General features: G+C 75.0%; 13 protein-coding genes and 3 tRNA genes. 5 read left to right on the top strand and 11 right to left on the bottom strand.

Annotated elements, in window-relative coordinates:
• On the bottom strand, positions 1–640 hold a 640-nt coding region (locus AB6N23_RS14175), incomplete at its 3' end, for an MFS transporter (RefSeq protein WP_489672006.1).
• A gap of 213 nt (positions 641–853) precedes the next feature.
• Between AB6N23_RS14175 and AB6N23_RS14170 the strand changes: the two genes are divergently transcribed.
• Positions 854–1,915: a LacI family DNA-binding transcriptional regulator gene (locus AB6N23_RS14170; protein WP_412866660.1), complete on the top strand. Its 1,062-nt coding sequence runs from the start codon at positions 854–856 to the stop codon at positions 1,913–1,915.
• Between the two features lie 3 nt (positions 1,916–1,918).
• On the opposite strand, the gene AB6N23_RS14165 is transcribed toward AB6N23_RS14170, so the two are convergent.
• From AB6N23_RS14165 to AB6N23_RS14145, 5 genes are all read right to left on the bottom strand, one after another.
• Entirely contained in the window at positions 1,919–2,347 is a 429-nt protein-coding gene (locus AB6N23_RS14165; protein WP_412866659.1) for a MaoC family dehydratase, read from the bottom strand.
• Entirely contained in the window at positions 2,344–2,796 is a 453-nt protein-coding gene (locus AB6N23_RS14160) for an FAS1-like dehydratase domain-containing protein (protein ID WP_412866658.1), read from the bottom strand. Before AB6N23_RS14160 ends, AB6N23_RS14165 begins: the two co-directional genes overlap by 4 nt.
• A gap of 30 nt (positions 2,797–2,826) precedes the next feature.
• Positions 2,827–2,997 carry a 50S ribosomal protein L33 gene (gene rpmG / locus AB6N23_RS14155; RefSeq protein WP_013117912.1) on the bottom strand — a complete coding sequence of 57 codons (171 nt, stop codon included), beginning with the start codon at positions 2,995–2,997 and terminating at the stop codon, positions 2,827–2,829.
• 94 nt (positions 2,998–3,091) lie between these two features.
• Positions 3,092–3,168: transfer RNA gene (locus AB6N23_RS14150), tRNA-Met, on the bottom strand.
• A gap of 55 nt (positions 3,169–3,223) precedes the next feature.
• A tRNA-Thr gene (locus AB6N23_RS14145) sits at positions 3,224–3,296 on the bottom strand.
• A gap of 160 nt (positions 3,297–3,456) precedes the next feature.
• Here AB6N23_RS14145 and AB6N23_RS14140 point away from each other — a divergent pair.
• Complete coding sequence (locus tag AB6N23_RS14140; protein ID WP_412866657.1) at positions 3,457–3,885, top strand: hypothetical protein; 429 nt, start codon at positions 3,457–3,459, stop codon at positions 3,883–3,885.
• 71 nt (positions 3,886–3,956) lie between these two features.
• Here the strand turns inward: AB6N23_RS14140 and AB6N23_RS14135 are convergent.
• Positions 3,957–4,038: transfer RNA gene (locus AB6N23_RS14135), tRNA-Tyr, on the bottom strand.
• Between the two features lie 196 nt (positions 4,039–4,234).
• Here AB6N23_RS14135 and AB6N23_RS14130 point away from each other — a divergent pair.
• Complete coding sequence (locus AB6N23_RS14130) at positions 4,235–4,732, top strand: YajQ family cyclic di-GMP-binding protein (RefSeq protein WP_412866656.1); 498 nt, start codon at positions 4,235–4,237, stop codon at positions 4,730–4,732.
• Positions 4,733–4,880: 148 nt separating this feature from the next.
• Positions 4,881–5,909, top strand: a complete 1,029-nt coding sequence (locus AB6N23_RS14125; protein WP_412866655.1) for an endonuclease/exonuclease/phosphatase family protein — start codon at positions 4,881–4,883, stop codon at positions 5,907–5,909.
• Positions 5,910–5,942: 33 nt separating this feature from the next.
• Here AB6N23_RS14125 and htpX read toward each other — a convergent pair whose 3' ends face one another.
• From htpX to AB6N23_RS14110, 3 genes are all read right to left on the bottom strand, one after another.
• Positions 5,943–6,824: a zinc metalloprotease HtpX gene (gene htpX, locus AB6N23_RS14120; protein WP_412866654.1), complete on the bottom strand. Its 882-nt coding sequence runs from the start codon at positions 6,822–6,824 to the stop codon at positions 5,943–5,945.
• Positions 6,825–6,979: 155 nt separating this feature from the next.
• Complete coding sequence (locus AB6N23_RS14115; protein WP_378202612.1) at positions 6,980–8,365, bottom strand: FAD-dependent oxidoreductase; 1,386 nt, start codon at positions 8,363–8,365, stop codon at positions 6,980–6,982.
• Between the two features lie 407 nt (positions 8,366–8,772).
• Positions 8,773–10,593 carry a carbohydrate-binding module family 20 domain-containing protein gene (locus tag AB6N23_RS14110; RefSeq protein ID WP_412866653.1) on the bottom strand — a complete coding sequence of 607 codons (1,821 nt, stop codon included), beginning with the start codon at positions 10,591–10,593 and terminating at the stop codon, positions 8,773–8,775.
• Between the two features lie 283 nt (positions 10,594–10,876).
• Between AB6N23_RS14110 and rarD the strand changes: the two genes are divergently transcribed.
• Positions 10,877–11,851: an EamA family transporter RarD gene (gene rarD, locus AB6N23_RS14105; RefSeq protein WP_412866652.1), complete on the top strand. Its 975-nt coding sequence runs from the start codon at positions 10,877–10,879 to the stop codon at positions 11,849–11,851.
• A 37-nt stretch (positions 11,852–11,888) separates the two neighbouring features.
• Here the strand turns inward: rarD and AB6N23_RS14100 are convergent.
• Positions 11,889–12,396: FHA domain-containing protein (locus AB6N23_RS14100; RefSeq protein ID WP_412866651.1), on the bottom strand; the 508-nt coding region annotated here is incomplete at its 5' end.

Genomic DNA, 12,396 nt, shown 5'->3' with positions numbered 1-12,396 from the left:
TGTCGTCCGCGCCGGACGCGGTCGCGGACGCCCTGCCCGTCGACGTGGACTCCCTGCCGACCCGCACGACGCCCCGCAGCGACGCGAGCCGCCACACGACCACGACGACGGCGGTCGCGGGCATCTGGACGACGAGCGGCACGCCGGTGGCGGACGCGACCGCGCCGACGCCCGAGCCGACGACGGCCCCGATGGAGAACGCGGCGTGGAACTGGGGGATCACGGTGCGGCCGAGCGCGCGCTCGATGCGTCCGGACTCGACGTTGATGGCGACGTTGCCGAGCGCCACGGCCACGCCGTTGAGGAAGATGCCGAGGCCGAGCACCCCGCGGGAGCCGACGGTCGGGCCGACGCCCTCGAGCACGAGCGCCGTCCCCAGCACGACGGTGGAGACGAGCAGCACGCGCCGGCTGCCGAGCCGCTGGAGGACCGCGCCGGACGCTGTGACCGTGAGGAGCGAGCCGATCGAGCCGACGAGCAGCAGCAGGCCGAGGTCGGCGGTCGACAGGTCGAGCAGGTCCCGCACGGTGGGGATGCGCGCGAGCCAGCTGGAGAACGCGATGCCGGCGAGCGCGAACAGGCCGACGAGGAGTCGGCGCGCGCGGGCGAGGCCCGGCAGGGGCGGGGCGGGGGGTGTCACGGGGGCTCCGGGAGGACGAGCGGCGCGACGGGTGCCGCGCAAGAGATGCTCGAATCGATTCGAGCGACGGCGACAGCGCGGTCGAATCGATTTGAGTGGGCGCGATCATTCTCCGGGTACGCTGCTCGCGTCGTCAAACAGCGCCGCGACCCGGCCCGACGACGCCCTCGCGACCTGCGCCGGTGCGTGGCCGGCTCACGAAAGGTGCCGACACTGTCCGCCCAGCGCACGACCCTCGCCGACGTCGCCGCCGCCGCGGGGGTCTCGGTGTCGACGGCCTCCCTCGCGTTCTCCGGGTCCGGCCCCATCGCCGACCGCACGCGCGAGCGCGTCCTCGAGGCCGCCCGCACGCTCGCCTACGCCGGCCCCAACCCGCTCGGCCGGCAGCTGCGCCGCGGCCGGTCCAGCATCGTCGGCGTGATCATGGGCGACGTGCTGCGCCGGGCGTTCCGCGACCCCGTCACGATCCAGGTGCTCGACGGGCTCACCGCACGCCTCGGCCCGCTCGGCCTCGGCGTCCTGCTCGTCCCCGGCCCGCACGACGTCTCGCAGCCGCCCGTGGACCCGCTCGTCGGCACCGCCGCGATGGACGTCGCCGTGCAGATGTGGGGCGGCACGACCGACGACCCGGTCCTCGAGACGCTGCGCAACCGCGGCGTCCCGATCGTGCTCGTCGAGGGCACCCCGCAGCCGGACGTCGCCGTCGTCGGCATCGACGACCGCGGCGGCATGGCCGAGGTCACGCGGCACGTGGTCGACCTCGGCCACCGCCGCATCGCCACGGTCACGCTGCCGTTCGACCGCGACCGCGTCGAGGGCCCGGCCGACGCGGCGCGCCTCTCGGGGATCGCGTGGGAGATCAGCCGTCGCCGGCTCGCGGGCGTCACCGACGCCGGCGTCGAGCCGACCACGGTGTGGGAGACGCCGGCCTCGCTCGTCGAGCACGGCGCCGCGGCCGGCCGCGCGCTGCTGCAGGGGCCGGACCGGCCGACCGCCGTCGTCTGCCAGTCGGACCTGCTCGCCTCGGGCGTGGTCCTCGCCGCGCGCGAGCTCGGGCTGCGCGTCCCCGAGGACGTGTCCGTCGCGGGCTTCGACGGCCTCGACCTGCCGTGGCTCGCGCCCGACGTGCTCACGAGCGTCAGCCAGCCGCTGGCCGCGAAGGGCGCCGCGATCGGCGACGCGGTCGCCGACCTGCTCGCCGGCCGGGACGCCGAGGAGCGCGTGCTGCCCGTCGCGCTGCGCGTCGGGACGACGACGGGCCCGCCGCCCGCCTGAGCGTCAGGAGAGGCGGACGACCGCCTGCGCCTTGCCCAGCACGCGCGCGCCCTCGACCGTCACGGTCAGGTCGACGCGCACGGTCCCGGCCCCGGCGTCGAGGACGCCGACGGTCGCGACGACCTCGACCTCGGCCTGACCGGGGTCGGGCACGGGCACGGGGCGCGTGAACCGCGTCTGGTAGTCGACGACGGCGCCGGGGTCGCCGGCCCAGTCGACGACGACGGCCGCGGCGGCTCCCATGGTCCACATGCCGTGCGCGATGACACCGGGCAGCCCGACGGACTCCGCGACGCGCTGGTTCCAGTGGATGGGGTTGAAGTCGCCGCTCGCGCCGGCGTACCGGACGAGGCGCGCGCGGTCGACGGCGACCGTCCGGCGCGCGAGCTCCTGGCCGACGGTCAGGTCGGCGAGGGCGGGGCGGTCGCTCACGCGTCCTCCTCGGGGCGGACGGCGAGCGTCGAGACGACGGTGGCGACCGGCGCGCCGGACTCGTCCGCGATCTCGACGCGCGTGGTCACCATCGCGAGGCCGCCGCGGAGCGTGACGGCGTCGACGTGCAGCGTGGGGACGACGCGGTCCCCCGCGTGCAGCGGGCGCCGGTGCGTGAAGCGCTCGTCGGCGTGCACGACCCGGCTGAAGTCGACGCCCGCGGCCGGGTCGTCGACGTAGGCGGCCTCGGTGCGCTGCGCGATCACGACCGCGAACGTGGGGGGCGCGACGACGTCCGGGTGCCCGAGCGCGCGGGCGGCCGCGACGTCGGAGTGGGCGGGGTGCGTCGCACCCGTCGCCTCGGCGAACTCGCGGATCTTCTCGCGGGAGACCACATACACGTCGCCGGGCGGGTAGACCCGCCCGGCGAAGGTGGTGTCGACGGCCATCTCAGGCGTCGGCGTCGGTGCGTGCCCGCGTCAGCGGGTCTCGCGGTGCACCGTGTGCTTGTTGTCCCGCGGGCAGAACTTCTTCATCTCGAGCCGGTCGGGGTTGTTCCGACGGTTCTTCTTGGTGATGTAGTTCCGCTCCTTGCACTCCGTGCAGGCAAGGGTGATCTTCGGGCGGACGTCCGCGCTCTTGCTGGCCATGTCTGTGTCACCTCTCGCGCCCCAGCGGGGGCTGCGTTCTTCTCCTGGCGCGCGCCGGCCGACACGCGCTGCTGCTACGGATGTTCGCCGGACGTGGTAGCGGGAGCGGGATTCGAACCCGCGACACCACGATTATGAGCCGTGTGCTCTAACCACCTGAGCTATCCCGCCGCAGCGGCGGTCCGGGCCGGCCACCCGAGGGTGACCGGCCCCTGACACACCACAGAGCCCCGAAAGGGAATCGAACCCTTGACCTTCTCCTTACCATGGAGACGCTCTGCCGACTGAGCTATCGGGGCAGCGCGGACCAGAGTACACGGGCCCGGGGGTGACGGTGAAATCGGCCCCGGGACACCCGCGGACGCGCGCCGCGGCGGCCCGCGACGGGACCCGCCGACCCCGGTCCTAAACGATTCTTCTCGTACCTCGGCCCATGGGCCGCGTGCCACGATCCGCCGCATGCCGAAGCCCCCGCTCCCCCGTCGCACCGCCGCGGCGCTGCTCGCCGCCGGCGCCCTCGTCCTCCCGCTCGCCGCCTGCTCCGGCGACGACGGCGTCGACCCGTCGACCGCCGCCTGGCCCGAGGCCGTCGACCCGGCCGAGGCGGACGGCGACGTCTGGGTCGTCTGGACCGCCGTCGCGGACGCCGGCGGCGAGGGCGCCCTCGAGGAGGAGGTCGCCCGCCTCGGCGAGCTGGGCTACGACGCGCAGGCGTGGGACCCGGCGTGCCAGGAGGGGACGGGCGAGACGATCAGCGGCCTCACCGGCTTCGCCGACCCCGTGGGGGTCGGCCTCGCGTTCGCCTCGGAGGAGGACGCCGGCGTGTTCGACACCCGGTACGAGGGGGCGACGGTCTCCATCACCCCCGGCCCGTACACCTGCGCCTGAGGGCGCCCCCCGCGGCAGACCCCCGGGACGACGAAGGGCCTCCTCGCGCCGCGAGGAGGCCCTTCGTGCTGTGGCGGGTGAGGGATTCGAACCCCCGTAGGCGATGCCAGCTGATTTACAGTCAGCCCCCTTTGGCCACTCGGGTAACCCGCCAAGGGGACACCACCCTGCCACGGCGCGCAGACCGGGGCCTGCCGCCGTCCGCGTGAGCGGCGTGCGGATGGAAGGATAGCAACTCCGCGAGGACGCTCGCGCCACGGCCCGCCGGCACCGCCGCGCGACGGGCGCGGCGCGGCCCGCGCACGATCCGCACGAGGCGCGCCACCGGCGCGCGCCGGGAGGGAGCACCATGGCGAGCGAGTCGTCGTTCGACGTCGTCAGCAAGGTCGACCGGCAGGAGGTCGACAACGCGCTGAACCAGGCCGCGAAGGAGATCGCCCAGCGGTACGACTTCAAGGGCGTGGGGGCGTCCATCGCCTGGAGCGGCGAGAGCGTCCTCCTGGTCGCGAACTCCTCGGAGCGCGTCCTGGCCGTCCTGGACGTCTTCCAGTCGAAGCTCATCAAGCGCGGCATCTCGCTGAAGTCGCTCGACACGGGCGACGGCGAGCCGAAGCCGTCCGGCAAGGAGTACCGCCTCGCGGCGAGCATCAAGGAGGGCCTCAGCACGGAGGTCGCCAAGCAGCTCGCCAAGCTGGTGCGCGACGAGGGCCCGAAGGGCGTCAAGACGCAGATCCAGGGCGACGAGCTGCGCGTGTCGGCCAAGAGCCGGGACGACCTGCAGGCCGTCATCGCGCTGATGAAGGGCGCCGACGTGGACGCGGCGCTGCAGTTCACGAACTATCGCTGACGACCCGGTGCCGTGGGCCGCGCGGCCCACGGCACCGCCCGGTCCACGCGCGGGCCGGGCGGCGGCACGCCCGCACGTATCGCGGGCCCGCGCCGACGCCCCTACCCGGTGGGACCCGCGACGGGCGCGGGCCGCCCGAGGGGGCGTCATGGACCGGCAGCGCTTCAGCGTCGCGACCGTCAACCTGTACAACCTGCAGCTGCCCGGGCGGCGGATGAACCCCGGGCAGCAGCCGTGGACGCCGGTCGAGTACCGCCGCAAGGTCCGCTGGCTCGCCGACCGCCTGCGCGAGCTCGACGCGGACGTCGTCGGGCTGCAGGAGCTGTGGCACCGCGACGCCCTCGCCGACGTCCTCGCGGAGGCGCACCTCGACGACGACTACACCGTGCTCGCGGTGCCGGCGGACGGCGACCGGATCACCTGCGCGGCGCTCGTGCGCGACGGCCTGCTCGTCGGCGAGCCGGCGTGGGTGGAGGAGTTCCCGCCGGGGTTCCGGCTCCGCGTCGCCGACGGGCACGACCCGCAGGCGCCCGACGTCGACGTGCGCATCGACCGGTTCTCCCGGCCGGTGCTGCGGTTCGCGGTGGCGCTGCGCGACGACGGGCCGCCGGCGGAGGTGTTCGTCACGCACCTGAAGTCCAAGCTGCCCACCCGCGTCGACCGCGAGGACTGGTTCACGGCCGACCCGGACGCGTTCCGGCCGCACGCGGAGGCCCTCGGGGCCGCGCTGTCGACGATCCGCCGGACGGCCGAGGCGACCGCGCTGCGCGTGCTGCTCACCGCGGCGCTGCGCGGCACGGCCACGCCCGTGCTCGTCCTGGGCGACGTCAACGACGGCCAGCACAGCAACACGCTGAACATCCTCACGGGGCAGCCGCGCTACCTCGTCGGCGACGCCCTCGGGGGCGCGGACACGGGCCTCTACACGGCGCAGACGCTGCAGGAGTACCGCGACACGCGCGACGTCTACTACACGCACGTGCACGAGGACCTGCGCGAGTCCCTCGACCACGTGCTGGTGAGCGAGCAGCTCTACGACAACAGCCGGCGGCGGCGCTGGCTGTTCGACGGGCTGCGGATCGCCAACGACCACCTCGACACCGACGACCACCGCGCGGACGGGTCCGGCGACCACGGCCTGGTGCGCGTCGCGTTCCGGTGGGCGCCGGCGTCCTGAGCGCGCTCGCCGACGCCGCGGCCCGCGCGCACGTCAGCGGTGCGGGTACCCGCCGCCCGCCATCGCCTCGAGCCGCGCCACGCGGTCCGCCATCGGCGGGTGCGTCGCGAACATGCGGCCGAGGCCGCCGCCGCGGAACGGATTCGCGATCATCAGGTGCGACACGTCCACCAGCTCGCGCTCCTGCGGCAGCGGCCGGGCGTGCGTGCCGGCGTCGAGCTTGCGCAGCGCCGACGCCAGCGCGAGCGGGTCCCCCGTGAGCGCGGCGCCGTCCTCGTCGGCGTCGTACTCGCGGGTGCGGCTGATCGCGAGCTGGATGAGGCTCGCGGCCAGCGGCGCGAGCAGCGCGAGCAGCAGGCCGGCGATCGGGTTGCCGCCCTCGCGGCGGTCGCCGCCACCGCCGCCGAAGAACAGCGCGAACTGCGCCAGCGACGTGATGACGCCGGCGATCGCCGCGGCCACCGACGACGTGAGGATGTCGCGGTTGTACACGTGCATCAGCTCGTGCCCGAGGACGCCCCGCAGCTCCCGCTCGTCGAGGATCTGCAGGATGCCCTCGGTGCAGCACACGGCGGCGTTCTGCGGGTTGCGGCCCGTGGCGAACGCGTTGGGCGCCATCGTCGGCGAGACGTACAGGCGCGGCATCGGCTGCCGGGCGGCCGTCGAGAGCTCACGCACGATCCGGTACATCGCGGGCTGCTCGAGCTCGCTGACCGGCCGCGCGCGCATCGCGCGGATCGCGATCTTGTCGGAGTTCCAGTAGCTGTACGCGGTCATGACCAGGCCGATGCCCGCGAACAGCAGCAGGAACCCGGGCCGGCCGCCGCCCAGCAGCCAGCCGATGCCGAGCAGCACGGCCCACATCGCGCCGAACAGCGCCGCGGTCTTCAGGCCGTTGAAGTGCTGGTGACCCATGTCCGTCCTCTCCCGCCCGCGCACGGGCGGTTCGTGCCTCTGCCCGGTGAACGCCGCGCGTCGTCGCCGCGTTCCCCGGCACGCGCGCGCAGGGCCCCGCACGCGGTGCGTGCGGGGCCCTGGGGGGTGCAGCGGGTGGTGCCGGACGCCGTGCGTCAGGCGGTCGGCTGCTGCCGTCCGAGCGCGACCGCGACCATCTCCTCGCGGGGCACGACCTTGACGCGCTCACGCCCGTGCGGCTGCCCCAGCGACTTCTCGTACGCGTCGAGGAGCTCCCAGCCGGACCAGTCGATCGGCTCGGCGCCGCGGGCCGTGAGCAGCTCGAGCACGGCCTGCGGGTCGCGCTCGGTCGCGGTGTAGAACGCGTCGCCGCCGGCCGCGACGTCCTCGCCGAGGTGGCGGATCGTCTCGGACGCGTCGGACTTGGTGTGGCCGATGAGGCCGACCGGCCCGCGCTTGATCCAGCCCGTGGCGTAGACGCCGGGCAGGTGCGAGCCGTCGACGTCGATGACCCGGCCCTCGTGGTTGGGGACGACGCCCGCGACGTCGTCGAACGGGATGTCGGCGAGCGGCGAGCCGAAGTAGCCGACCGCGCGGTAGACCGCCTGGACCGGCCAGTCGAACGTCTGCCCCGTGCCCACGACGTTGCCGTCGCCCCGCAGCTTCGTGCGCTCGGTGCGCAGGCCGACGACCTTGCCGTCCTCGCCCAGCACCTCGACCGGCTTGTGCAGGAAGTGCAGGTGGATCCGGCGCGAGGCCGTCATCTCGGCCGGGTCCTTGAGCGTCCAGTCCGTGAGCGTCTTGACGACCTGCTTGGTCTGGTTGCTCGAGCGGATGGCGGCCTCGGAGCCCTCGTCGAAGTCGAAGTCCTCGTCGTACACGACGACGTCGACGTCGGGCACGTGGCCGAGCTCGCGCAGCTCGAGCGGCGAGAACTTGGCCTGCGCCGGGCCGCGGCGGGCGAACACGTGCACGTCCGTGACGGGGCTGGCCTTGAGGATCTCGTAGACGTTGGCCGGCACCTCGGTCGGCAGCAGGTCGTCGGCGTGCTTGGCGAGGATCCGCGCGACGTCGAGCGCGACGTTGCCGGCGCCGAGCACGGCGACCTGCTGCGCCTCGAGCGGCCACGTCCGCGGCACGTCGGGGTGCCCGTCGTACCAGGACACGAAGTCGGCGGCGCCGTACGAGCCGTCGAGCTCGATGCCCGGCACCGGCAGGGCGGCGTCCCGGATCGAGCCGGTGGAGAAGATGACCGCGTCGTAGAACTGACGCAGGTCGTCGAGCTTGAGGTCCGTGCCGTAGTCGACGTTCGCGATCAGCCGGATGTCGCCGCGCTCGAGCACCTTGTGCAGCGCGACGATGATCTGCTTGATGCGCGGGTGGTCGGGCGCCACGCCGTAGCGGACGAGGCCGAACGGCGCGGGGAGGCGCTCGAACAGGTCGATGCTGACGTCGAGGTCGGTCTTCGACAGGATGTCGGCCGCGTAGATGCCGGCCGGTCCCGCGCCGACGATCGCGACGCGCAGGGTCGGGGTGCTCACGGGTCGAGGCTGCCTTCCGGTCGGGGAGCCCTCGGTCGGGCCGGGCCGCCGCGACGGCCGCGGTGCGGGCGTGGGCCCGTCCCGAGGCGGCGTGCGTGCAGTCCGCGCGGAGGGCGCTGCTCGCCCGATTCTAGTCGCTCGGGTGAGGTCACCCTCATGTCCACTCCACGATACGGACAGCCCACGATGTGGACTCCGGGCGTCGGTGCAGGTCAGCGGCCTGCTGACGTGCGTCGGCCGCCGAAGGCGGTGCCCCTCCGCAGGCCACGACCAGGGTGGCGCCGGTCACCTCCACGCGCCCGACGCCACCCCGCCGTGCACCGGCCGGCCCGCGGCGGCGTGCACCGCGGGACCGGCCGGCGGTCAGGACGCGCCCGCCGGGCGGGCGCGCGAGGACGCGGGCGGCGTCACAGGCGCCACGTGTCCGCGAGCGCGAGCGTGCCGCTCGCCGGCACGCGCACCGTGCGGTTCGCGCCGGACTCCCACACGACCGAGCCGCCCTGCCGGCGGACGTACTTGTACTCGACCGTCGTCCCCGCGGGCAGCGCGACCGCGCCCCGCCAGACCGGGTACGTGGCCGACGACAGCGCCACCGCGCGCGCCGGGTCCCATCCGCCGAGCGCCGGGTGGTCGCCGACGACGACCAGGTCCTGACCCCACGTCGTCGTCGCCTGCACGCCGAACGACACCTGCGCCGGGGACGCCGTCGGGCCGGTCGTCGGCGTGGGCGTCGGGCTCGTCGTCGGCGTCCCGCCGCCCGTGGGCCGCTGGCGGACGTGCACCGCCACCGCTCCCTCGGCGGGCACCGTGAACGTCGCGCGGCCGGAGCCGTCGACCGTCACGGTGGTCCCGCTGCACGATCCGCCCGATCGCGCACCGCTGATCACGTCGCAGTACGCACCGGCCGGCAGCGACGTCTGGAACGTGCGCTGCAGCGGCGACGAGCCCGCGTTGATCGCGACGTACCCGGCGCTCCCCCGCCCGAACGCGATCCGGCTGCCGCCGTCGTCCCACCAGTCCGTCACGCCGGTGCCGGCCACCGCGTTGCGGAAGCCCACCATGTGCGCGGTCTCGTTCCAGCGGTGCGCGCACGTCCACGTGCCCTGCCCGCAGACCGCGTCGCGCACGGCGCCGTTCGCCTCCGACGGCGCCCCGGCGTCGTGGTCGCTGAACGCGTAGCCGGAGTAGACCGTCGGCCAGCCGTAGGGGTACGCGAGCTGGAAGACGTTGGCGATGCGGTAGTCGGAGCCGCTCCTGTGGCTGAGGGTCTCGCCGTTGCGCTCGGTGTCGTGGTTGTCGACGAAGACGCCCGCGCGGTCGGACGGCAGGAGCCACGGCTGGCTCGAGAGCGTCCGCAGGCTCGCCAGCTCGTTCGCCTGGAACCGTCCCTTGAGGTGCCGGGCATAGCCGAACTCGTGCGAGTCGCCCGAGCCGAGGTACTCGCTCGGCTGGATCGGCTCGCCGCCGGCGCCGATCACCTCGTGCACGACGAAGACGCTGCGGTCGGACAGCCTCGCCCGGATCGCCTCCAGGTCCGCCGCCGGGATGTGCTTGGCCGCGTCGACGCGGAACCCGCGCACCCCGAGCGAGATGAGGTCGTCGAGGTAGTCCGCGATCTCCTGGCGCACGTACTCCGACTCCGTGCGCAGGTCCTGCAGCCCGACGAGGCGGCAGTTCTGCACCTGGTAGCGGTCCTGGTAGCTCGCGATGTTCGTGCGGCAGTCGTGGAAGTCCTGCGGGCCGTACCCGCCGGCCGGGCCGGGGTACCGCTCGGTCGAGAACGTCGTCCCGGCCCAGCCGGTGCCGCCCGTCTGGCCGCTCATGTGGTTGACCACCACGTCGGCGATCACGCTCACGCCCGCCGACCGGCACGCGGACACCATGGCCGCGTACTCCGCGCGCGTGCCGAGCTTGGACTCGATGCGGTAGCTGACCGGCTGGTACGACGTCCACCACTGACCGCCGACGACGGCGTGCTCGTTCGGCGGCGACGTCTGCACCCAGCCGTACCCGGCAGGGCCGAGGACGTCGGTGCACTCGCGGGCGATCGCGTCCCACGTCCACTGGAAGAGGTTCACGCCGGGCCGGTCGCCGGGCGGGCCCGCCTGCGCGGGCGGTGCGGACGCGACGGAGCCGACGGCGCCGACGGCGGTCAGCGCGACGGCGGTCAGGGCCGCGAGCGTCGCCGCGAGCGGGCGGCGACGGCGAAGCGGGGGTGCTGCGGGCACGGGGTCTCCTCGGGTCGTGCCCGACGACGGCGTCGGGCGGCTCGCCCGGCGCGGCGCTGCACCGGGCAGGCGACGCGCCCGTGCCGGGCGCGTCGCGGTGGAGGAGGTGACCCGGCCGTCGTGACGTCCGGGGCGCACGCACGTCATCGCGACGACGGAGTCGCAACTGCTTGCGTGACGTACGCAACTTGCTGAAACGCGACACTAGGCGTGACCCGCGTCACCGTCAACCGGTCCGGCGCCCCGCGGTCCGCGACGTCGCGCGCCGCGCCTACAGTGACGTGTGCCCGACGCCCCCGCCCCCGACCGCCGGGCCGGCCTCGCCGCCGGGGTCGGCGCCTACGTGCTGTGGGGCGGCCTGCCGCTCTACTTCCCGCTGCTCGCCCCCGCCGGGCCGGTCGAGATCATCGCGCACCGCGTCGTGTGGTCGCTGCTCTTCTGCGTCGTCCTGCTGCTCGCGACCCGCTCGTGGGGCGTGTTCGGTTCACTCCTGCGCGACGGGCGCCTGCTGGCCCGGCTGACGCTCGCGGCGGTGCTGCTCGCCGTGAACTGGCTCGTGTTCGTGCACGGCGTCACCACCGGGCACGTCGTCGACGCCGCGCTCGGGTACTTCATCAACCCGCTCGTCACCGTGGGGCTGGCCGTCCTCGTCCTCGGCGAGCGGCTGCGCACCGTGCAGTGGGTCGCGCTCGGTCTCGGCGCCGCCGCCGTCGTCGTCATCACCGCCGGGCTCGGACGGCTGCCGTGGATCGCGCTCACGCTGGCCGCCAGCTTCGGCGTGTACGGGCTCATCAAGAGCACCGTCGGGGCGCGCGTCCCCGCCCTGCCCGGGCTCGCCGCCGAGACGGCCGTGCTCGTCCCCGTCGCGGTCGGCTACCTCGTGTGGCTGCACGCCGCCGGCGGCGGGACGTGGGGCGCGCACGGCGGCTGGCACGCCGCCGGGCTGGCCGCCTCCGGCGTGCTCACCGCCGTGCCCCTGCTGCTGTTCAACTCCGCGGCACGGCGCCTCCCGCTCTCGGTCGTCGGGATGCTGCAGTACCTCGCGCCCGTGCTGCAGCTCGCCATCGGCGTGCTCGTCGTGCACGAGGAGATGCCGCCCGCCCGGTGGTGGGGCTTCGGGCTGGTGTGGCTCGCGCTGGTCGTGCTGAGCGTCGACGGGCTGCGCTCGGCGCGGGCGACCCGCCTCGCCGCGCGCGGACGTGACGCGGCCGCGGTGCCGCCCGCGACGGTCGACCCGGGGGCCGCGACGGCGCGCTGACGTCGCAGGGGCCGATCCCCGGCCCCGGCCGGAGCGGTCAGTCGTCCTCGACGCGCACGACCCGCTCCCCCAGCCGGACCGTCCAGCCCGCGCGCACGACCGCCCGCGTGCCGGGGGGCAGCACCCGCGCGTCGCCGTCCGGCGCGACCACGACCGTGCCGTTCGTCGACCCGCGGTCGAGCACCCACACGCCCGCGACGTCGTCCGCGTGCGCCGGCGCCTCCGGCCCGAACTCGAGGTGCACCCGCGACACCGACCGGGACGGGTCGTCGACCGCGACGACGTGCAGGATGTCCGACCCGTCCTCGGCGCGCGGGCCGCGGCCCGCGAGACCGCGGCCGACGACCCGCACGCGCGGGCCCGTGTCGAACAGCAGGGCGAGCGTGACCGCCCGGCGCCGCAGCTGCGCGGGGTCCCGCACGCGGGTGTGCTCGAGCTCCACGAGCTCGTCGTGCGCCCCGGGCGAGAGGGCCTCCGGCGTCGCCGCGGGCGGCGGCGGCAGCGGCGCCACGGGGGTCGCGAGCGCGTCCGGGACGGGCTGGGCC

This window comes from Cellulomonas pasadenensis (assembly GCF_047229365.1).
GTDB lineage: Bacteria > Actinomycetota > Actinomycetes > Actinomycetales > Cellulomonadaceae > Cellulomonas.
Note: the sequence above shows the minus strand (reverse complement) of the source record. Positions and strands in the feature narration are given on the sequence as shown.